This window comes from Leptospira sp. GIMC2001, from assembly GCF_028462125.1.
Lineage (GTDB): Bacteria > Spirochaetota > Leptospiria > Leptospirales > Leptospiraceae.
Genome location: NZ_CP115468.1, coordinates 2,990,467 through 3,012,183 on the forward strand (window position 1 = coordinate 2,990,467; position 21,717 = coordinate 3,012,183).

Consider the following 21,717-nt stretch of genomic DNA (forward strand, 5'->3'; position numbering starts at 1 on the left):
TAGCTCTTCTTCCTATAGAAAATCATCTGTTCGATTTGTAAAGCACAAAAAACCCCCGCGAATTGCAGGGGTTTAGATGAGTTTCCGGGGGGGAAGTCCCGGAATTCTAGGATAGGAAACTAGGGAAATTAATTTCCGCCAGTCGCTCCTGGATTTCCTTGGTTGCCACCGCCACATTCACGAACTTTCGATCCTGTATTGAGTGCGCCGGATTTCTCCAACATTTTCTCAAGTTTCAACTTGTTGTTACAATCTTCTTGATCGAAATCGAGAGTTGCACCGTCGAAGTGAACTTCGAAAGTATCTGATAGAACTCTAAGTTCATCAAAGAACAAATATACGAGTTCTTGAGAAGTTGTAGGATTCGAACGGATCTTAAACTGCTTGAAAACAAGAGTTTTGATCTGCGGAAAAGAATCCACATCTTGCGGAACATTGGAAGGAATATTGGTTGTAAGTGGTCTCCATCCAATAAAGTCCAACGATCCAAAACTCAAGATATGAGTATCACCTTTCCAATCTTCGAACCAACCTTCCAATGTGTATTCATTGCCTCGACCACATACCCATACAGATACTGCTTTGGAAGAACCAGGCAACTCAACACCGTAGAGTTTTTGTTGCTGTCTTTCGTTGTTCATATCGAGGTATGGCTTTGAACGCACAACTTCATATTCTTTGGATCTTGGCGGACGAACTGTAACAACATTGTATCCTGGAAACATGAATTGGAATTTGACTCCCAAAACTTTCGCAGTTGATGCATCGATACTCTTAACATCACCTGGCTTACCTGCTACCAATTTCACTTCACGAATAACTTGAGGTGCTTTCTTCGGATCATTGAGGACAGGTTGGTACGGATTGTTCTCATCATACTTCATGTCACCATTGCCATCTGCGTTCTCACCATCTTTGTCAGTGAAAACTTGCCAGCCGTACGGTGCATCAGCCGCTGGATTATCCCAGCTTTCGATTGTGATCGCGCGCAATTCTAAAGAAGCAATATCGTTACCAGTTGATGTCTTGACTCCTCGAGAAATCTTATAATTTGCCGAAGCAAAACCAACTAAGCATATGGTTCCAATGGTAACATAGGAAAGGAGATTTAGTTTTGTGTTCTCTTTCATCGTCATCCTCTTACCAGTTGTCCTTGATTTCCGATCCAGGGTATTTGGCTTCGCTACGATCTGTTCTGATCTCAAGATCATCTACATAGAAGTAGAAATCTCCACCAACTTCATGAACATCGGATGTTACAAATAATGATACGAAATGTAGGTTTTTGTCAAGAAGAGCAAATCTTGTACTTTGAGGAATGAATCCTGGAATCGTAGCAGTCATTTTTCTCCATCCAAAGAAGTCTACTTTACCCAATCGAACATTGTGTGTGCGATCTTTGTAGTCTCTGAATTTTGCAAAAAGTGTATGACGATACTTTCGGCCAAGAACCCATACCGAGACCTGTCTTGCTTTACCTTTGATAATGTATTCGTGAGGAGGAGAGAGTTCTACTCTATCAAATCCTCTTACATTAAAGTAAGTTTTGACACCTAGAAAATGATTCTGATCGATCTTGTCTCCACCGTTTTCTGGAACTGTGTTGTCATCAAACACGTCTTTGATGAGACCACGTTGAACCATCTTCAGTGTTTTCGTTTCGCCGAGTGGAGTTGTTGATTTAACTCTCCAGTCTTCAGACTCTTCGAAATCGTCCAAAATAATTCTCTTTAATGGACCCTCATCCTGGTTATTTGCGCCAGATGCTGGTTGCGGAGCTGGACCGCCTTCTGCTTGTGCAAGTAATACATTACTAGCCAATACAAACGACAGAACAACGATAATTGATGTAATCTTCCCCATGAGACTATCTCCCATCTATGTATTTCCTGAATCGCTTTCACTTGCGATTCTCTGTTTATAATCGCTCAGGATACCGACCATAAGATCAATTCCCTCAGCAGGCAGAAAGACCGAAGACTTTTTGCTATTTGACCATTCTGAGATTTTTATATAAAATCCATTCTGGTTTTTTTTTAAGTCTACCAAAAACGTTTTATTATGGGTAACGATTTTTTCCGTTTGGATCTCAGGATCTACCATAAATAAAACACTCTTCTCCCTGCTTACTAGTAAATATCGGAGAAAACTCAGGGAAAATTAGGTAAATTGAAAAAATAAAATCCTGTTGCCTTTTTTATCCCTATTCGCACAATCTGCGATTGATGCAAATCCCTTCGAAAGTGATTATCAAGATAGTTTCGCTCTATTCTGGCTTTGGATTTGTTTGGATTCTCATTTCGGACTATTTAGTAGACATAATGTTTCCTAGAAGTTCAGAACTTTACTACAATATCCAGAATTCAAAAGGTATTTTGTTTGTTGTATTGTCGGGAGCAGTAATTTTTTTCCTACTTTCTAGAGAAAAAAAAAGCCAATCACAACTTCATGAAAGCATCAAAGACTTTGAGTCGTCGATTCAGACAACAATTCAAGAAAAATCCATACTAGTCGCCGAAATCCATCACCGAGTCAAAAATAATCTCGCTATCATTTGTTCATTTCTGGAATTGCAGAAAGAATATATTTCCAATGATGCATCCGATCCTGGGCTTCGCGCCTTTCATAAGAGTATCAATCGTATTAAAACCATGTCGATTATGCATGAAATTTTGTACGAAAATCCAGGATCCATGCAAGTAAAGTTTGGAAAATTCTTGTCTGGTTACTGGAGTTATATTCAAAGAGCAAGTAGCATTTATCTGAATCGATTGAGTGGCCAAGTTGATTTCAAATCGGATAGCCTTTCTGAGAGTTTGGATTTTGGACTCGGTGTAAACTTGGGAATCATAACAAACGAACTAGTTCTCCAAAGTCTGGAAAATTCTTTCTCCAAAACAGATCCAAAGGCAGTAATTTCCATTTCGCTTTTCAAGAAAGACGGTCAGTTCTGCTACGAGTTTCAAGATAATGGCTCCAATAGGCAACCGACGGATTGGAAAGAAGGACTGGGAATGAAAATTCTGGAATCCATCGCAGTCCAGATCAAAGGAAAATTCTCACTCAATGACACGGAAGGATTGCATTTTTCCCTTCAATTTCCAGAAAATTAGAATTCTATTGCCAGATCGAACCCGATTTTCCTCTAACCTCTTAAAACCATGAATTAGCACTCTAGTCCTGTAAGTGCTTGACCAAAAGGGCTCGTTTTTTTACATTGTCATTTAGATTAGCACTCATTCTTTTTTAGTGCTAGCCATTCATTATAGCAAAAATTCAAAAAGGAGTTACACAAAAATGAATATTAAACCACTCGCTGACAGAGTTGTCGTTGAACCTAAGGTTGATACAGAAGAAAAAATCGGAAGCATCTATGTTCCCGATACAGCAAAAGAAAAACCACAAGAGGGTAAAGTAATCGCAATCGGAAGCGGACGCTACGAAGACGGGAAACTTGTTCCTCTTGAAGTAAAAGTCGGAGATTCCATTCTTTATGGAAAATATTCCGGCACAGAAATCAAACAATCAGGTAAAGAATACTTGATCATCCGTGAAAGCGACATTCTCGCAATCGTGTCTTAAGAAAATTTAGGAGGAATAATAAACATGGCAAAACAAATAGAATTTGATGAAGCAGCAAGAAGAAAACTACTCGCTGGTGTAAACAAACTAGCTAACGCAGTAAAAGTAACGCTTGGACCAAAGGGTCGTAACGTAGTAATTGATAAAAAATTTGGTTCTCCAACTATCACCAAAGACGGTGTAACAGTTGCTAAAGAAATCGAACTAGAAGACGCAATCGAAAACATGGGCGCGCAAATGGTAAAAGAAGTTTCTACCAAAACCAACGATATCGCTGGTGATGGAACAACTACTGCTACTATTCTTGCTCAAGCAATCATCAACGAAGGTCTTAAGAACGTAACAGCTGGTGCGAATCCAATGGCTCTTAAGCATGGAATTGACAAAGCAGTTTCTGCTGCAGTAGCTGAGATCAAGAAGAAAGCTGTAAAAGTTGATTCTAAAAAAGATATCGCTGCGGTTGCCACAATATCTGCTAACAACGATCCAGAAATCGGTAATCTAATTGCTGATGCAATGGAAAAAGTTGGTAAAGACGGTGTGATCACAGTTGAAGAAGCAAAATCCATTGAGACAACTTTAGATGTTGTGGAAGGTATGCAATTCGACAGAGGTTATATCTCTCCTTACATGGTAACTGATCCAGAAACAATGACAGCTACTTTTGCTGATCCATTCATTCTAATCTATGACAAAAAAATCTCTAGCATGAAAGACTTGCTTCCAGTACTGGAAAAAGTTGCACAAGCTGGAAGACCACTAGTTATCATCGCAGAAGAAGTAGAAGGTGAAGCACTTGCAACTATCGTTGTAAACACTTTGCGTAAAACAATTCAATGCGTTGCTGTAAAAGCTCCAGGTTTTGGCGACAGAAGAAAATCTATGTTGGAAGACATTGCGATTCTAACAGGTGGACAAGTGATTTCTGAAGACCTCGGAATGAAACTAGAAAACGCTGACATCAAAACTCTTGGTAAAGCTAAGAAAGTTGTAATCGATAAAGAAAACACAACCATCATTGAAGGAAGCGGATCTACCAAAGACATCCAAGGTAGAATTGCTCAGATCAAAAAACAAATTGAAGATACAACTTCTGAATACGACAGAGAAAAACTACAAGAAAGACTTGCAAAACTTGCAGGTGGGGTTGCGGTAATTCATGTTGGTGCAGCAACAGAAGTAGAAATGAAAGAGAAAAAAGCTCGTGTTGAAGATGCTCTTTCTGCTACAAGATCTGCTGTTGAAGAAGGAATCGTTGCAGGTGGTGGTCTAACACTACTTCGTTGTCAAGAAGGAGTGAAAGCTCTTAAACTAGAAGGCGACGAGTCAACTGGAGCAAAAATTATCTACCGTGCTCTTGAAGAACCAATCCGTATGATCACGAACAACGCAGGACTTGAAGGTTCTGTAATTGTTGAACATGCTCGTGGCAAGAAAGGCAACGAAGGATTCAACGCACTTACAATGGTGTGGGAAGATCTAATCGCTGCTGGTGTTGTTGACCCAGCTAAAGTTGTAAGATCTGCGCTTCAAAACGCTGCATCTATTGGTGCGATGATCCTAACAACTGAAGTAACTATCACTGATAAGCCTGAAGAAGATAAAGGCGGCGGTGGTGGAATGCCTCCAGGTATGGGTGGCATGGGCGGAATGGGAGGTATGGGCGGAATGATGTAATTCGAAAGAATAACATTTTGTCTGTATTTACCAGAGGGTCACGATTTTTCGTGGCCCTTTTTTATTGATGGCTACATGCCTACCTTCGTTCCGCACGACACAATAAACTTCGGAAAAGATTCACCACCACAGCACCCTTTCCTACGGAAAGAAATGCTGGGCAGGCATAGATCACGATGGAGAGCTCAAAGCACGCAGAGGAAAGTAGAAATACATAAAACTTAATTTATTAAGATCCTAAATAAATGTAACCCGAATCGGCCCTCCTCCAACACAGCCAGCATTCAATTTGTACACCAAACTCCGTGAGCTTTGTGTCTCTGTGTGAAAACTCTTTATCTTTTTCTATATTCCTAAATCTTTTCGCCTGAACTAGAATTCCGATTTCTATTGCCATCCTCCGTGACCTCCGTGTGCTCTTAGCGAACTTTGTGGTAAAACTCTTCGTACCTAACTTCGTTCCGACCGGTGGCCAGTTTGGTACGCCAAAGCCGTAACGAAGGCAGGCACTTCGCGCGAGACACAATAGACTTAGGAAAAGATTTACCACAGAGTCCACAGAGAAGAGCACAAAGCAAACAAAGGGAAGAGTTTCAATAGTTAAAAAAAATTTACTATTCACTTTAGATTAGCGATATCCAATTAAATACTTCAACATCCGAATCGAACAGAATCCTTCGTGGTCTTTGCGTGAACTTAGCGAACTTTGTGGTAAAATTCTTGCTATTCTTTTTCCACACAGAGGCACTCTCGGAAAAGCAAAGATTTACCGCAAAGGTCACAATGAAGAACACGGAGCACACAAAGTGAAGAGTTTCAATAGTTAAAAAAAATTTACCATTCACTTTAGATAAGCGAAATCCAATTAACTACTTCAACATCCAAATCGAACACAATCCATCGTGGTTTTTGTGTGAACTTAGCGAACTTTGTGGTAAAATATTCGGATAACGGACGCTATTCACAGATTGCATAAAATGGGTTTGTAAATTTTACTTGTGATGTGCTGATCATGTGAGACTTTTAATATTTTTGTGAGACAGGGGACAGCAAGGACAGGGCTTAAGCCCTGTTTTTTAAAATTAAAAAATCTTGACCCTAACCACGTAAGGAACTTCCACATCCTTCAGTATTCTCCTAATCCTTCGTGGTCTTTGCGTGAACTTAGCGAACTTTGTGGTGAAATTTGGTACTCCCCCAAAAAACTGGACAGAAAAAATGGTTCTTCGCTAAGGAGAAACAAATGTATCAAGGACCCAAAGACTACCCTCATGAGTTCAAAATCCAATCACTGAAACGGTATTTGGAAAATGGATGTAGGTGTAATTTTACTGCCAAAGAATTAGGAATACCAGAATCTACCCTTAGAGGTTGGAGAACGAAATATATGGCTGAAGTGAAACAAGAAATTAAGCCCAATAAAAAGGGGAAGAAAGATTATGAAAGTTTACTTATTGAAAAAGAAAAGAGAATCCAGCAATTAGAAGCTGAGAATTTAATTTTAAAAAAGTCAATAGGCATTTTCACAAGAGACCCACAACAAAAATAGATAAGTATCAATTCATTAAAGATAACGTATTATATTTTAAAGTGGTGAAAATGTGCAAGACTTTAGAAGTCTCTAGGTCTGGTTATTACAACTGGAAGAATAGAAGATTAAGTAAACGAAAAGTATTTAATATGCTATTGCTATCTGAGATAAAACGTATCCACATAGAATCAGAAGAAATATATGGTAGCCCAAAAATCTATGAAACATTGATTACAGAGGGATACTTATGTAATAGAAAACTTGTAGAAAGATTAATGAAATTAGCGAAAATTCGCAGTAAAATCAAGAAAAAGTTTAGAGTCGTAACAACGAACTCAAAACATTCTAATGAGATTTCTCCAAACATATTAAATCGAAAATTTAATGCTTCAAAACCTGGAGAAGTATGGTGTTCAGATATCACCTATATAGAAGTAAAATCTCGTTGGTTTTATTTAACTACGATAATCGATTTGTTTAATCGAGAAATAGTTGGTTGGGATCTAAGCGAAAGCCTAGAATCTAATTCACTAATAACCTGCTTTGATAATGCTTTCAATTTACACAAACCAGAGCCAGGTTGTATATTCCATTCTGACCGTGGCATACAGTTTGCATCTAGGGAGTTTCGAAGAAAATTACAGGAAAGTGAAATGAAGCAAAGTATGAGTAGAAAAGGCGATTGTTGGGACAATGCTGTAGCTGAATCCTTTTTTAAAATATTAAAGTCTGAATTGATAAGGCATGTAAGGTATGATGATATGAAACAAGCAAAACAAAGTTTATTCGAATATATTGAAATATTTTACAATAGGAAAAGAATTCATTCTACTTTAGGCTTTACTTCACCTAGCGAATTCAAAAAACTATATAAAATGCGAACTGCCTAATTTACTGTCCGAAAAAAAGGGGGAGTACCAATTCTTCGTGCCTACCTTCGTGCCGTCCGGTGGCCAGTTTGGAATACCAAAGCTGTCACGAAGGCAGGCACTTTTCTCGGGTTTAAGAGATTTTCTCTAAATTTATGCTTTTTTGATTTGAAACTATTTTCCAGTATTTTTTTGATTTTGGTCATAGTTTCGAATTTCGAAGACTACCACATGATTGAATTATAACTTGACAATACGAATCTGATTGAAATATTTAAGCTATGGTTAACTACAAAGATAGAATTACTTTTAATAATGCAGTTAGAACTGGGAAACCTTGTATTCGAAATTTAAGAGTAACTGTCTATGATATTTTAGGTTATTTAGCGTCAGGTATGACTAATTCTGATATACTTAGAGATTTTCCATATTTAGAAGAGGATGATATATTCGCTGCTCTAGCTTATGCTGCCGATTTTGAAAAATCGATATTGATTGCATAACGAATGTTGCTTTTTGATGCAAACCTTTCTCCTCGATTAATCCTGGAATTAAATAAGGATTTTCCAGATTCGCAACATGTAATTTCAATTGGACTAGAAAAGCATGATGTATCGATTCGAGAATATGCTAAATCGAACAAACTAACAATAATTTCAAAAGACCAAGATTTCTTTCAATTATATTTAGAATTTGGACACCCACCTAAATTCATTTGGATAAAACGAGGAAATTGTCAAACCAAAGAAATTCTTGAACTTTTGATAATCAATAAAACATTGATTCATAATTTTTTATTAGATCAAGATATTGGTTTGTTAATTTTAAAATAATTTACTCATCTTACCTCCTTTCCTCAGAATTGGAGATCATAACTAAACTATTGAAGTGCATTATACTGGTTCAATAGGAAATAATATATTGACTCATAAAAATTCTTTGATTTTCATCAATGTTCTTAACTTCTAAGTACCGTCCTTGCTCTCGACACAATAGACTTCGGAAAAGATTCACCACCAAAGCACCCTTTCCTACGGAAAGAAATGCTGGACAGGCAAAGATCACAATGGAGAGCACGAAGCACGCAAAGGTAATTAGAGAACTTAGATAAATACAACTGCAGCAAAACTCAAGTCAACACAACCAACATTCAAATCGAACATCAATCTCCGTGTCTCTGTTTACCCATCACCACTTTCACAAAGAAATGGTGATGTGGTGTGAAAACTCTTCCTATTCTTTAACAATAACATTATTTATAGAAAATAAAACAGTTCACACAAAGCCACAGAGTTCACAAAGAAGAGAAAAACTCAAATCAACACAAGGACGAAAATGGATGTCTCAATCATGTAATTATTTTAAAACTATTATTAGTGACAGAAAATATAACATTTATTAGTATAGAATAGATGTTTGATTATTTTACTAGTAGTGGAAGATTTCAAGATGATGAGACAGCTAGCAAATTCTTTAAATTGATGAATATAAAAACCGTTATTACAACAGCAATTATTTCAATCTATATACTATTAATAATTGGCTGCGGTGGAATAAATGGAAATGATACTGTGGATTTAAAAGATTTTAAGGATGACAGGGATAATGCATTGCAATTAACAATAATACGCTGTCTGCGGATTGAACCTGAAAAAGAAGATACTTCTGTAAATATTTTAATTTTTCTTCCGACTGCATTGGGCAACTCGACTCAAGAGCTCGACAAAAGCATCGGCTATAAATACATCACGTCAAAAGATCGAGACTATTGTATTAATTCAATATTAACGATTCCTTGTGATGAAAATTTATTCTTGTCGATTATAATTGTTTTGGATCAATTATGTCAACCGAAGAGAGCTTCGATATGGCAAAACCAACACTTCGGGGAGGGTGAAATGGAGTTTTCCTGAAGGGGGTCCTGAATTTTAATTAAATCAAAAAAAATTGCAATTAATTATAAGGAATTGAAATTCATTTCGAGGAAGCATTAATTTCGAATATAAAAATAATTTTAATTTAAATAGAAATAATTAGAGTTTTTTATACTGAAGTTATATCAACATCAAAAATACTAGCGACCAATATTTCTTTATGTTTGAATTATTGGTCTAATTAAATTCTCATCTGTCATTAAAAATGATCAATGGATCTCAATCTTTAATTCCCATTAATTATTATCGGTTTCAAAAAGCAGTAATAGCATCGTGAACCAACCAGCTAACCAAGTGAGAAAGTGAGCGAAACCAATCTGTAACAAAGAATCTACTCTAGCATTTAGCTCTGTGATTTTTGGCAAATTGTCCTCAAGCCCAAAAACGACCGTAACATAATAAATACTTAGAGCAAATACACCAATTGCAATAAGATAGGTTCTCCAATTTCTCATAAAAATAACTCGATACAGTGAACTAGCCACAAGACTAAGTAGTGTTCCTGTCACGATATAAGGTACAAATGAAGTTCGAACATAGAAATAGTATTGAGTTGCAAGTCTCTCCATATCCTCCGAATTTGGATTTTTATACATTGCGAAATCGAAAACCAAGCTAACGGACATTAACCCAATTACGATCCCGGAGAGACCGAGAAGAAATTGTCTTATATAAATATTTCTTGTCATTTATATTCCCTTATATTATTTTCTTAGATCTACCAAAATATTCTAATGAAATGAATACAATTTAAATAAATCAAACTCATTAGAGTGAACAATTAACTAGATACTAATTAAGTTTTAAATTTCAAACAATATAAAAATCCAGTCAAGAATTTTTTGAAAAAATATTTAAAATAAACCAATTATGCGATAATTTATCAACTAAGTTAAAACGTTTAATTTAAATTAGGCATATTTACATTGCTGCATCACAATTCCATTCTGAAAAGATTTACCATCACATCACCCTATCCTACGGAAAGAAGAGCTGGACAGACAAAGATCACAATGGAGAGCACGAATACAGAATAAAACAATAAAAAAATATTTCATGCGACATCCAAGTCGAACACAGTCCTTCGTGAACTCCTTGTGCTCTTAGAGAACTTTGTGGTAAAAGTCTTCGTGCTTCCCTTCGTTTCGTCCAGTGTCCAGTTTGGAATGTCTACCCACCACCAGGGGGTTGGGCTGGTGATGGGCCAAAATCGTAAAAAATAAAATCTGACTATCCATTTGGTGAACTCTTCTTTCAATTTATCCTTATTGGCTAAGTGCTTTTAATCCCTGATCAATATTTATTTGTGGGCTGTAATTCAATTCCAACCTTGCCTTATCAATACGAATGGTGCAATGTGCTGACATGATATTTGCCGCAAAACGGGTCAAAGGTGGCTCTTTTCGAATAAAAAATATTTTGTAAACTCCCTCAAGAAGAAATGCGAGAGTTCGCGCAAACCAACTAGGAATTGATTTGGAAGGAGGAACAATATTTCGTGTTGCAAGAAGTTTTGTCAAAAATTCTCTGAAACTTGTCTTTTCTCCATCGGTAATAAAATATACTTCACCTGGGCGTCCTGCAGTAAGAGCAAGCTTGACCGCATGAACAAAATTTTGAATATGAGTGGTTGAAGTTTCATATCTGCCTTCATCCATCCAAGCAAATTGCCCTTTATTTACCATCTCAACGAGCGCTGGCAAAACAGTTTGATCACCTGGTCCCCACACCAGTCGTGGTCTAAGAACAATTGTTTCGAATTTTCCTGTTTGATTTGCATCGCGAACAAGTTTTTCTGATTCCGCTTTAGACCAAGGGTATAAAAATTTATGTTTTTTGGGATAGTTATAAGTTTCATCAATATCTAACATATCCTGACCCGCAAATAATGCTGCCTCGCTAGAAATATGTATAAACCTTTTCACACCAGCTTCTTTGGCGACCTTTAGTAATTGAGCTGTTCCATCTATGGTTATCTTGCGGTATTCTTCCTTTTTTCCCCAAGGAGAAACAAATGCAGCGGAATGAATTATAACGTCGACACCGTGAAGATGTTCCGCCTTGACTTCTCCTAATTCAGATCGAATTGGTTCGGCTCCCAATTCTTTAATGGCTAAATCAGTTTTTTCGGATCTTGACATAGCAAGCAAATTGTGGTTTTCTCGCAACTTTGCAGCAATTGCACCTCCAATAAATCCAGATGCTCCTGTAATAAATATATTCATTCGCTTTTCTCCTTTCAATCACTAATAGAAATTGTCTTATTTTTGTCAATATCATAATTTGATAGTTATCGAATTGTAATAAATTGAATGCTTTACGTAAAAAAGATCGATCAAATAGAAAATCTGTAGATTTGAAATCTATATCTAAGTCTTATGGAAATGTGACATCCTCAAATGAAACTAAAAATCTAAAACGCCAATCGATGATCTTTCAAGCATTGGCAAATCCAAATCGATTACAATTATTTTTGGAAATCCTTCGAAACAAAGAAAGAAAAGTTAATGCAACGGGTAAATGTTATCTTTCAGATATTGTTCGTGGTATATCAATTGGGTCGCCCACTATCTCACACCATGTCAGGGAATTATCCCAGGCTGGCTTGATCACAACGGAACGGGATGGAAAACAATTGGTTTGCATGTTGAATATGGAAACAATTCAAGAAATTGGAGAAGTTTTAGGTCTTGAAGTGAAAAAAAGAAAATAGGAAAGTTGAAATGCTTGCTTTGATTTGTTAAACCTTACAGTCTACAGTCTACAGTTGAATAGATTAAAAATAAAATATTAATTGAGATTTTCTCTAATAATAAATGATTCTTAATAATGAAGGAAATTGAACTCACTTTTTAATAATAATTGACTATTCCAAATACACTCTAACTCTCAAATTTTCTCCTAAATCTCCATCCAATTCATCTTCTATCCACTCGAAAAGCATCATCGGTTTGTAAGAATTCACTCTAGCCTTTCGAATGATCTCTGGAATAGAAATACCACGACCAGAAATCTTGGACAAAATGTTCGTATCCATAATTTCATCGAGTCTTTCTATCATATTTCTATGAAATTCCAATTGAACTGTCAGTATTTTATTTTTGTAAACTTCGATTCGAAGAAATTTTGCTATCGATTCTTCTTCCATCAAATCAAAGTTTGTATCATGATTTGTTTCAGTATTCTCGTGAACATTTGCGTCAATTCTTAGTTTCAAATTTGCGGTGATCTTGATTTTAAATTCTCTGATTTCTTCACTCAGTTCCTGTTCCATTCTCTCCAAACTTGGACGTACCCAAACTTTACCGGAAGTCATTGCGCTCCAATGGAAAAAGCCCATAAAAGCGCGTATTACAGGAAATATTTCTGGTGTGGCTGCAAGCATGAATTGAAATCTACGGGCTCCAAGAATATCAGAACATCTTTCTACTCGTTTCCATTTACTTAGATCATACGGTGATAGCTCCAAAAATGGTTCCAATACAACCGAGAGATACGCTTTCAAGCTCGATTGGATTGGTAGAAGCGTATCAGATCTAAATCCAATTTGTTCTAATAATTTGGTATCATTTAGTTCGTGATCATTTTGGTTTTTAATCAAAAGTAGTAACGCAATACGCTGATCCAAATTGAATTGATAAACAGATCCAAAATCATAAACTACCAATTGCAATTGATTCGCTCGTTTGCGAATACCGAAATTGCCCGAATTCGGATCTGTATGAACCATTCCTAATCTGAAAATTGATTCAAAATAAAAATCTTTAAAAAAATTCGCAATTTGTTCTCGCTCATTTAAAGTAGCTGTCTGTAAAAAAATCTCAATCGGAGTAGAATCTTCCCATTCTTGTACAAGAATTGATTCATTAGAATACTCTAAAATTGTGTTGGGAATGACTATATTTCGATTTTTCTCAAAAAACTCTCTAAAATGATTTTGATTAGTCAATTCAGTCGAATAATCAAGCTCTTCTCTTAGGGCTGAGCCAATGAATTTTTTATATCCATTCGAATCAAAGCCCTCCTGAAAACCAGCAAACATAGAAGCCGCCAGATCAAGTAACCCTGTGTCTTGATCCAATTGATTTTCTATATTGGGATACTGAATTTTTACGGCAAAAGAATATCCATTATTCAAAGTTATACGATTTACTTGACCGATACTTGCAGGACATTTTTCTATTTTCATATCCAAATTGATTTTTGAATACAGAATTGGAGAAAGTTTATCGATTGTTTGGAGAACTAAATCATTCTCTAGCTCAGGAAGATTAGAGACTGCCTCTTTCCAAAGTGCTCCCTCCGAACCAATCAAACTCGCCTTAATCTGAGCAAATTTTGTAGGCAAACCTCGCATAGCTGCCAAAGATTGAATTGCTTTTTGCCTGGAATGTTCTGTACCAAATGTAGACGATAAAGAATAAATTCCAGTTTTGGCAGCTCGAACCAGATTCGTTAGATTAAGATTCATTGCTTCTATTTCGGATAGAGGTAACTCAAAATTCTTCTAAATATATTTCTACTCTTACGATACTCGCTTAAGAACTGAATTGTAAATTCCCTTCCCTGTCCAATCAGGAATTCTTTGACATCATGTGATAAATCAAAATCCACGAATGACACTGCACCCGTGTCAATATCTACAGTTCGATTGTAATATTCAGGAGTTCTGCGAATCATTTCTGATTGAGAATCTGCGATTGTGTCCACCAAACTTTTGACCCATTCTCGAACGCTTCCGTAATCTAAGTCTTTGGAAGTGGATACCATCTCAGATTTTCTAAATTTGAATCCAAGTGTCAACGGGTTCGTGCCTTCGGAATCAAAAGTCATGATCGGATAATTCAATAATGCGCCACCGTCAACATAAATATGATTATTTGGTATCTCGTTAGAAAACTTGAATGCTTGAAAAAAGGCAGGAATCGCCATGGAGGCACAAACTGCTTCAGCTACAATAACGTTAGGTGTATGTGTGTAACTAAATTCTACAGATTTCTTTTCATTCAAATCTGTCGCAAAAACGTGGAGGTCACGTCCACCTTTATTATGTAAGTCGATAAAAGTTTCATCCCCGGTCCACTCTGCATGAGGATGAAAATTTGATCCAGATTTGATGATCAATTCTTTCGTCCAAGACAAGAATGGATTGGTACGAAACCATCCATACATTTTGGTGAATTCAAGAGGTCTCGCCTCCGATACAAAACTCTCAAAATTTGTATCTTTTAAGATTGTTTGAATCTCAGACGAATTGTAACGAAGAGCGAGAGCCAATGCACAGATAGCACCCGCGCTTGTTCCTGCAACTCTTTGAATCGATGGAAGAATGGACTCTTCTTCTAGAACTTGAATAGCACCAGAATAGGCAATTCCTAAAACTCCACCACCTTGAAAGACTAAATTTTCAAAATTATAAATCAATGATTTCTCCAATTTAAATTATAAAATGAAGATGCAGACGATCAAGTATAAAACTTTAGTCGTTGTCTTGGTTTGTAAATTCGATGGAATTAGGAACTAATCCATCATAGTCAGGGTCTGCACTACTTGTGGGAAGAAAAACTATCCTGAAATTTTGATTCCCGTCCAACAATTCATCATCCACACCTTCCACTGCAATTGTCTGATTGCTATTCCAATTGGATGTAGTTCTCGTAAATGTTCGAACAACATTAGGGATTGGGAAACTACCATTTACACTACCAGTGATTGATTTGCCTTCTGATTCATTATCAATATAATAATAAAAGTTTACAGTGCTAGCCGGTGGCGAATTCAGACGAATGGTTGAAGAAGCTCTAAGTCCCCATTCACCGGTCAATCCACTTGCCGTTCCAACCGTAAACCCTGGACTCGTATTTCGAATAAATACTGTTAGTGTAGCTCCAGGAGAAAACTTGGGATCTGCGCTTATATTGGATCCACCAACAACAATTCCGTAGTTTACAATATTCGTATTTAGATCATCTAAAGCCGTCAACATTACATCCTGTGGAACATTCCAATTTGTTGAGTCAAATACCAAAACAGATTTATCTAAAGTAGATTGAGATGGGTTATTGGATACAAGTGGGATAGTTACGGAGTGTTCAGGAATTGCCCTAAGTCTTAGACTGAAACTTACAGAATTTTTTAATCCAGGTTTTCTAGTAGTTATAAATGGATTCGAGCTTGAGTTACTTGGACTAACGATATATCCATTATTATCATTATCATTATTTCGAAAATTATACGGATTGATCGGTAGTAGATGATAGTCTAGATCAGCACTCTCAACAGAGAATACCAGTTGGTAATTCACATTACCATCAATGATCGAGTCATCTTGTCCAATAATTTCCACTACTTTCAAATCATTCCAATCACTTGGTGTAAAAACAATAGAATTAAAATTTGGGATTCCTTCCGATGGGTTCGTTGAAGAAATATGAATGGTTACATTGCTCGTCGGAACTTTACCTAATGTAAATTCCAAAAATATTTTGCCACCAGCCTCTGAAGTCACATAAATACTAGGAGATGTTGGATGAATAATATTTACTAAACGAAAAGTATCCCAGCTCCTAACATTAAAAACTCCATTATCAGAAGTTGACCCATTTCTATCAGTAAAAGCAAAATCTGAGTAATCGGAAGATCCCAATGGGTAATATCGATTGAGACCAGAATTCCATGCACCTAGCCGCAACCCAACAAGCCTTGATGCTGTTGAATCCAAAATTCCATCTTCAATTCCTGCAACAGTAATTACTTGTGGTACGTTCCAATCACTGGGTGTAAATTCTATGCTTGCAGGGCTCACAGTCATTTCCGACAAAAGTAGAGATGAAATTGGAATCACTACATTTCCAGTTGGCTTAGAATTGAGTCGAATTGTAAAACTATCTGTTCTTCCCGAATCGGTGACCATCATATTAATACTGTTATATGTAGGTATGGTGATATATCCTCGCGTATCACTATTTTGGTTCGTAACTGAAACGCTTGCAACACTAAGACCGTCATATAGCGGATCTAAACTTTCCAAATTGGAAAAGTCAATAGAATACAATTGATTGGAATCTTGAATATAGTCACGAACGGATTGAATTGATATATCCCTGGGAACATTCCAATCTGTAGGAGAGAATTCTATAACTGCAGGAGTAACAGTTCCTTCTTCCAAATTACTCGAGATAATTAATGGGAATCGAACATTGGAAGTTGGTTTTGTCTTCAATCTGATTTGGAATTTCACAGCTGTACTCGAACTCTCGATTGTCGTAATACTGTTAGCCCCGTAAAATAAAACTCCTGGAGTATCATCATCTAAATTCGTAATTCCAAGCGATGAGACAATTAGATTATTATAATTTGTATCCGCACTTGTTATGCTATCAAATTGGATTTGATAAAGAATATCTCCATCTATTAGAGAATCATTTACGCTTAGAACCGGAACATTTCGAAAGCTATTCCAATTCGCCGGGGTAAATGTAAAGCTCGAGACGGGTAAAGTTCCTTCTGATATGTCACTCGAACTCAAATTTATTGTTACATTTGAAGTTGGTTTAGAACGAAGCTTCATTCGAAAAATTAGGTTTGTTCCATCCTCACTGGTTGTCATTCCGGTATGATTTTGAAAAACAAGTCCAGCTACATCATTGTCTAGATTTGTAAAATTTATATTAATTGGTAACAATGATGAATAATTGGAATCCAATGATGTTGGCGTGTCCAATTGAATAGAAAATAACTTATCGCCATCGATATCATCTTCGTCCCAACCCGTAACGATGAGATTCTGTTCAACATTCCAATTCGCCGATGTAAAAACCAAGGACGAAATTGAAGGTCTACCTTCGCTTGGATTCAAACTAAAAACGGGAATTGTAACGGTATGAGTAGGTTGTGAGGATAGACGAACTTTAAAATCAATAGTAGTTCCAGATTCAGACAGAATGTACGGAGCCGTTGCCGAAGTAGTAACAACAATTGATGCAGTATCATTGTCAGTATTGATACCATTTGCAATCCCAGAATACAAATCTTGATAAAGGAGATCACCACTTGACGAAGGTCCAAGTTGAATTGTAAAAGATTGGTTACCGTCTTGACTAATATCATCTTGCCCAGTCAGCAATATATTCTGAGGTGTATTCCAATTGCTCGGCGTAAAACTGACGCTTGCGACTCCTGCCATAACTTCACTCGGATTGGAATTGTTAAGAGGTATTGTGACATTTGAGAGAGGTTTACTATTGAGTACAACTTGAACCATCGTCGTAGATCCTGACTCCGAAGTAACGAGTCCATTTACAGGCGAGATCGTAATACCGACCGTATCAATATCTGTATTGGTGACAAAAACTTCTCCACCATTGATCGCCTGAAAATTGGGATCTAAAGAAATGGAAGCACCTAGATTCAGAATCACTTCCTGATTTCCATCTTGAATATCATCCGCAATACCTGTTACTTCAAGATTCTGATCGATATCCCAATTGGATGGTGTAAAAAGAAAAAAGGATTGAGATAACGTAATTTCTCCAGTTTTCGACAAAACTAAATCACTAAAAGTTACAGATTGTTCAGGCTTTGCAGATAACCGTAATTTGATGATCTTTTTCGTTCCTGACTCAGATACCAAATTTCCAGTCCTATCAGTGACTATCAATTGAGGCGTTATGGTATTGGGAAAAATGGGAATGGTTTCCGTCTCAGGATCCAATATCGAATTAGGATCATCCGAACTTACTGGATTATCTTGAGGCTGTTCTCCAGATCCAGGCAATGGAAATAGCATCATAGCAGAACTTGCACTGGATTGAAGTCCGCTGATAACAGCTGTAAACCCAGGCCAAGCCATGCAACCAGGAAGAAAAACCTGAATACCGATTATAGATAAAGCAATTCTAAAAAATTTTAGATAGCCTTGAATTTTTCTAAATCGGGAACACATGTTATTCTATTCGACGCACGGTACCCGAATATAACACAAGCCTAAAATATTTTATAAATATGTACTATTAGTACTTCGATCCAATTGCATTAAAATGTTCGAAAAGTCAATAAATTTCAATGATTATTGTCTCATTAGAAGTGAATCAGAAATTTTATTTGGTAGAGACTGAAAGATAATCCATTTTTTTTAAAAAATCAACTTTCAGTTCTTATAGAAATAACTTATTTCACATAATCACCTAACGTTTCAGAACTGATTCTTCAAATTTTGCACGACTCGTGCAAAATTCAAATCGAAAACTCTTTCCTTCAATCGGTGTCGGTCGTGACTAAATAAACTTGCTTTTTCTGGTAATTTGAGATTCCAATTAGGTATGGCTAAGGAATTGGCGAATTTTTATATCAGTGCCAACCAGTGGTATGAAGAGGGTTTCAGAGTATACGAGAATGGGCGGGTAGTCTTATATTGGGAGACCGACATGATGCTGGCAGTGGAGAAAGCAGCCCATGGACGTGGTGGGAATTTTTAAAAGAATACGAAAACTCTGACCTGGCAGGCTACAAAGAAACAGCTGATTACCTCCGCAAATTGAAAACGCAGGGCATTAATCCTTTAAATAATAATAATAAATAGTATAAAAGCCAATTAGGCTGAATGAAGAATTCAAATTTTCCCACAAATTTCTCAAAGATCGCGGACAGATCGATTAGGAAGTTACTCAAGTTGATGGCCAGGGCTTAAGCCCTGTTCTCCAGTTCCCCGATCTACTATCTCAACGAACCGCAAAATCAAGAAGTTCACATTTATATCACATTACAATTAGTATTTACAAATTCAATTTATGTAGTTTGTGAAAAGCGTCCGCTATCCGAATATAATTTCAAAAAACCCAACAATACAACGGGTTCAATCAAAGAATTCCGTTCTCCTTAAGCTGACTTTCCGAAAGACCAGTTACTCTTAATATTACAGACAGATCGATTCCCTCTTCTCGCATCAATCGGGCATCTTCTAATTTACCTTTCTCGATTCCCAATCTTTCACCTTCTAATTTTCCTTTAATTTCTCCCCTTTCATACGTTGCGGCAAGATCATAGGCATAGTCTCTGTCTGTTCTAATCTTCTCTTCAAGCTTCTGTCTTTTTTCTGGATCTGTAGAGTAGTATTCTAATATCTTAAAGGCATTCTCTAGATTCGGGGCCTTGTCTATAACGATCTTCATCTCGCTCTCCTCTATCTTAGCTGAATTCTTGAATAAATAAATCCAGTAATCTAGCTCAGTTTCTAATTCTTCTAAATGCTTGAGAAACTTCGGCAATTCAAGAAAAACAATTTCCAAGTCATCCGTCAATCTAAGTTCTGGATTCTTCTCTTCCCTTAGACTGTACTTACTGAAGTAATCTGAAGATGGAAATAATTCAAAATCAACCAAATTTATTTGATAAACGGCTCTTAATTCTGAGTAGCCATCTCCCTCTTTTAATTGATCACGAATCATTCCAGCGAGATAAAATATTGACCTCTTTATAAATACGCCTTGAAAACCAACTTGGACTTCAACCTGAAATTCACGACCTTCTGTGTCCTTAGCACGGATGTCCAGAATGGATCTCTTATCCTTGGAGAAACTTGTTGGAATTTCAGGATTGAGGATGATAAGCTCTTCGATTTCTCTTTTTCTTTCAGGAAAAAGTATGCAATTAATCAGTGATATTAATAATTTTGGGTCTTTCGTGAACACTGATTTGAATACTAAATCATTGGTTAATGGAAAGAATTTCATACTAATTCTATCCTCTCTTCCCATCCAGAGACTAGGATATGAACATAAATATTAATGTGATTGATGTTAGCCACAGTAAGTTGTTTCTAAGAAACATAGATAAATGAATTTAAAATGAAAATTTTTAATTTTTACTGCATCTATTGAATGAATCGTATAAACTAAAACAAAATTCTTCGTGCCTGTCTTCCTCGCATCCATTGGCAAACTCGGTATGTCTACCCATCATCCAGCACCATTCTCCAATTAAAATAGAGGAAATTTTAATAATACATTTAACAAAGATAATGGTGCTGGAGCTGGTGATGGACCAAAGTCACTGTGGAGGCAGGCACTCCGACCGAGGGTTTAAGAGATCCCCTGTTAATTTATGTGATTTTAATTTATAATATAGCAAAAATGGACAGGCTAACTATATATATTCCTCTAACAACAGTGGCTTTCTCTCTCGAACACCTTCCTCCGTGCTCTTCGTGTCTTCGCCTGCCCATCACCACTTTCTGAAAGAAATGGTGATGTGGTGTAAAAATTCTTCGTGCCTGCCTTCCTCGCGCCCGGTGGCTGCACAATTACATTCCGCGCGACTCGCTTCGCGACAGCTCGCTTACGGATGCAAGTGCTCCGCTTGGGTTTTATAGATCTCTTGTTAATCTATGCGACTTTAATTTACAATATAGCTAAAAGAGATAGGTTAACTATTCAACTTTTCCCGCTGCAGACGGACAGATTTTACGCAGTCCGCAGCCATCACAGAGTGGTCGTCTTGCAATGCAGGTTTTCCTTCCGTGAAAAATAAGATAGAGGGATAGATGATTCCAATATTTTTTTGGAACCTTTTCAAGAATTTCTCTTTCGATGCGAATGGGATCTTTGTATTTTGTAAGACCCAATTTGTAGGCGATCCTTTTTACATGGGTATCAACAACAAAACCTTCAATTATGTCATGAACTTCACCTAATACAACGTTAGCTGTCTTTCGGCCAAAACCCGGAAGCTCCAACATTTCTTCCATCGTTCGAGGAAGATTGCTGTTAAACTTTTCAATCAACATTTGGGCAAAACCCTGAATGGACTTTGCTTTATTGCGATAGAAACCTGTAGAGAATACATAAGGCTCGATATCTTTTGGTTTCGCTGAAGCAAAAGACTGTAAGGTCGGAAAAGCTTCAAACAAAGCAGGTGTTACTTGATTCACTCGCTCGTCAGTACATTGAGCAGATAGAATAACCGCGATAGCAAGTTCATAGTCCTTAGAATAAGTTAAGGGCGTAGATACAGAACCGAACTCTTTGGATAAGAATTCGTAGATTTTTTTTATATGAGAAGGATAATTAGAAATCTGCTCCCAAGGCTCCAATTCATTCTTGGAAACTTTGGACGCAGATCTATGATT

General features: G+C 36.8%; 19 protein-coding genes. 9 read left to right on the forward strand and 10 right to left on the reverse strand.

Annotated elements, in window-relative coordinates; genetic code table 11:
• Positions 1-128 precede the first annotated feature (128 nt).
• Genes flaA1 through O4O04_RS15260 form a run of 3 tightly spaced genes read right to left on the reverse strand, consistent with a single transcriptional unit; the run spans position 129 to position 2,103 of the window.
• A complete protein-coding gene (gene flaA1, locus O4O04_RS15250) occupies positions 129-1,130 on the reverse strand; it encodes a flagellar filament outer layer protein FlaA1 (RefSeq protein ID WP_272532648.1) in 1,002 nt (333 codons plus the stop codon).
• A gap of 10 nt (positions 1,131-1,140) precedes the next feature.
• A complete protein-coding gene (gene flaA2, locus O4O04_RS15255; RefSeq protein WP_272532649.1) occupies positions 1,141-1,863 on the reverse strand; it encodes a flagellar filament outer layer protein FlaA2 in 723 nt (240 codons plus the stop codon).
• A gap of 15 nt (positions 1,864-1,878) precedes the next feature.
• A complete protein-coding gene (locus tag O4O04_RS15260) occupies positions 1,879-2,103 on the reverse strand; it encodes a DNA-binding protein (protein ID WP_272532650.1) in 225 nt (74 codons plus the stop codon).
• Positions 2,104-2,321: 218 nt separating this feature from the next.
• Here O4O04_RS15260 and O4O04_RS15265 point away from each other — a divergent pair, with 218 nt between their 5' ends.
• The 8 genes from O4O04_RS15265 to O4O04_RS15300 all read left to right on the forward strand — a co-directional run bounded on the left by O4O04_RS15265 (position 2,322) and on the right by O4O04_RS15300 (position 9,572).
• A complete protein-coding gene (locus O4O04_RS15265; RefSeq protein ID WP_272532651.1) occupies positions 2,322-3,113 on the forward strand; it encodes a sensor histidine kinase in 792 nt (263 codons plus the stop codon).
• A gap of 184 nt (positions 3,114-3,297) precedes the next feature.
• Positions 3,298-3,582, forward strand: a complete 285-nt coding sequence (gene groES, locus O4O04_RS15270) for a co-chaperone GroES (protein ID WP_272532652.1) — start codon at positions 3,298-3,300, stop codon at positions 3,580-3,582.
• A 24-nt stretch (positions 3,583-3,606) separates the two neighbouring features.
• Complete coding sequence (gene groL, locus O4O04_RS15275; RefSeq protein WP_272532653.1) at positions 3,607-5,259, forward strand: chaperonin GroEL; 1,653 nt, start codon at positions 3,607-3,609, stop codon at positions 5,257-5,259.
• A gap of 1,243 nt (positions 5,260-6,502) precedes the next feature.
• A complete protein-coding gene (locus tag O4O04_RS15280) occupies positions 6,503-6,808 on the forward strand; it encodes a transposase (protein ID WP_272532654.1) in 306 nt (101 codons plus the stop codon).
• Between the two features lie 14 nt (positions 6,809-6,822).
• On the forward strand, positions 6,823-7,680 hold the full coding sequence (locus tag O4O04_RS15285; RefSeq protein WP_272536045.1) for an IS3 family transposase: 858 nt from the start codon (positions 6,823-6,825) through the stop codon (positions 7,678-7,680).
• A gap of 260 nt (positions 7,681-7,940) precedes the next feature.
• Entirely contained in the window at positions 7,941-8,162 is a 222-nt protein-coding gene (locus O4O04_RS15290; RefSeq protein WP_272532655.1) for a DUF433 domain-containing protein, read from the forward strand.
• A gap of 3 nt (positions 8,163-8,165) precedes the next feature.
• Complete coding sequence (locus O4O04_RS15295) at positions 8,166-8,492, forward strand: DUF5615 family PIN-like protein (protein WP_272532656.1); 327 nt, start codon at positions 8,166-8,168, stop codon at positions 8,490-8,492.
• A gap of 579 nt (positions 8,493-9,071) precedes the next feature.
• Positions 9,072-9,572, forward strand: coding sequence for a hypothetical protein (locus O4O04_RS15300; RefSeq protein WP_272532657.1), 501 nt, complete (start codon positions 9,072-9,074; stop codon positions 9,570-9,572).
• A 257-nt stretch (positions 9,573-9,829) separates the two neighbouring features.
• Here the strand turns inward: O4O04_RS15300 and O4O04_RS15305 are convergent, their stop codons facing one another.
• Together O4O04_RS15305 and O4O04_RS15310 are read right to left on the reverse strand one after the other, a co-directional pair.
• Complete coding sequence (locus O4O04_RS15305; protein WP_272532658.1) at positions 9,830-10,282, reverse strand: hypothetical protein; 453 nt, start codon at positions 10,280-10,282, stop codon at positions 9,830-9,832.
• 576 nt (positions 10,283-10,858) lie between these two features.
• Positions 10,859-11,818 (reverse strand): NAD-dependent epimerase/dehydratase family protein, encoded by a 960-nt coding sequence (locus tag O4O04_RS15310; protein ID WP_272532659.1) that lies wholly within the window; start codon positions 11,816-11,818, stop codon positions 10,859-10,861.
• A gap of 83 nt (positions 11,819-11,901) precedes the next feature.
• On the opposite strand from O4O04_RS15310, the gene O4O04_RS15315 reads away from it, so the two are divergent.
• Entirely contained in the window at positions 11,902-12,306 is a 405-nt protein-coding gene (locus O4O04_RS15315) for an ArsR/SmtB family transcription factor (RefSeq protein WP_272532660.1), read from the forward strand.
• A gap of 153 nt (positions 12,307-12,459) precedes the next feature.
• On the opposite strand, the gene O4O04_RS15320 is transcribed toward O4O04_RS15315, so the two are convergent.
• The 5 genes from O4O04_RS15320 to nth all read right to left on the reverse strand — a co-directional run bounded on the left by O4O04_RS15320 (position 12,460) and on the right by nth (position 21,681).
• Complete coding sequence (locus O4O04_RS15320) at positions 12,460-14,064, reverse strand: AarF/UbiB family protein (RefSeq protein ID WP_272532661.1); 1,605 nt, start codon at positions 14,062-14,064, stop codon at positions 12,460-12,462.
• 5 nt (positions 14,065-14,069) lie between these two features.
• On the reverse strand, positions 14,070-15,017 hold the full coding sequence (locus tag O4O04_RS15325; RefSeq protein WP_272532662.1) for a patatin-like phospholipase family protein: 948 nt from the start codon (positions 15,015-15,017) through the stop codon (positions 14,070-14,072).
• 55 nt (positions 15,018-15,072) lie between these two features.
• Positions 15,073-18,537, reverse strand: a complete 3,465-nt coding sequence (locus O4O04_RS15330; RefSeq protein WP_272532663.1) for a hypothetical protein — start codon at positions 18,535-18,537, stop codon at positions 15,073-15,075.
• 913 nt (positions 18,538-19,450) lie between these two features.
• Positions 19,451-20,329 carry an Rpn family recombination-promoting nuclease/putative transposase gene (locus tag O4O04_RS15335; RefSeq protein ID WP_272536114.1) on the reverse strand — a complete coding sequence of 293 codons (879 nt, stop codon included), beginning with the start codon at positions 20,327-20,329 and terminating at the stop codon, positions 19,451-19,453.
• Positions 20,330-21,018: 689 nt separating this feature from the next.
• A complete protein-coding gene (nth, locus tag O4O04_RS15340; protein ID WP_442915902.1) occupies positions 21,019-21,681 on the reverse strand; it encodes an endonuclease III in 663 nt (220 codons plus the stop codon).
• Positions 21,682-21,717 lie beyond the last annotated feature (36 nt).

What these genes read in the sequence shown, in the direction of transcription:
- flaA1 (WP_272532648.1), bottom strand. Translation starts at nt 1,130, where the DNA reads ATGAAAGAGAACACAAAACTAAATCTCCTTTCCTATGTTACCATTGGA.
- flaA2 (WP_272532649.1), bottom strand. Translation starts at nt 1,863, where the DNA reads ATGGGGAAGATTACATCAATTATCGTTGTTCTGTCGTTTGTATTGGCT.
- O4O04_RS15260 (WP_272532650.1), bottom strand. Translation starts at nt 2,103, where the DNA reads ATGGTAGATCCTGAGATCCAAACGGAAAAAATCGTTACCCATAATAAA.
- O4O04_RS15265 (WP_272532651.1), top strand. Translation starts at nt 2,322, where the DNA reads ATGTTTCCTAGAAGTTCAGAACTTTACTACAATATCCAGAATTCAAAA.
- groES (WP_272532652.1), top strand. Translation starts at nt 3,298, where the DNA reads ATGAATATTAAACCACTCGCTGACAGAGTTGTCGTTGAACCTAAGGTT.
- groL (WP_272532653.1), top strand. Translation starts at nt 3,607, where the DNA reads ATGGCAAAACAAATAGAATTTGATGAAGCAGCAAGAAGAAAACTACTC.
- O4O04_RS15280 (WP_272532654.1), top strand. Translation starts at nt 6,503, where the DNA reads ATGTATCAAGGACCCAAAGACTACCCTCATGAGTTCAAAATCCAATCA.
- O4O04_RS15290 (WP_272532655.1), top strand. Translation starts at nt 7,941, where the DNA reads ATGGTTAACTACAAAGATAGAATTACTTTTAATAATGCAGTTAGAACT.
- O4O04_RS15295 (WP_272532656.1), top strand. Translation starts at nt 8,166, where the DNA reads ATGTTGCTTTTTGATGCAAACCTTTCTCCTCGATTAATCCTGGAATTA.
- O4O04_RS15300 (WP_272532657.1), top strand. Translation starts at nt 9,072, where the DNA reads ATGTTTGATTATTTTACTAGTAGTGGAAGATTTCAAGATGATGAGACA.
- O4O04_RS15305 (WP_272532658.1), bottom strand. Translation starts at nt 10,282, where the DNA reads ATGACAAGAAATATTTATATAAGACAATTTCTTCTCGGTCTCTCCGGG.
- O4O04_RS15310 (WP_272532659.1), bottom strand. Translation starts at nt 11,818, where the DNA reads ATGAATATATTTATTACAGGAGCATCTGGATTTATTGGAGGTGCAATT.
- O4O04_RS15320 (WP_272532661.1), bottom strand. Translation starts at nt 14,064, where the DNA reads ATGAATCTTAATCTAACGAATCTGGTTCGAGCTGCCAAAACTGGAATT.
- O4O04_RS15330 (WP_272532663.1), bottom strand. Translation starts at nt 18,537, where the DNA reads ATGTGTTCCCGATTTAGAAAAATTCAAGGCTATCTAAAATTTTTTAGA.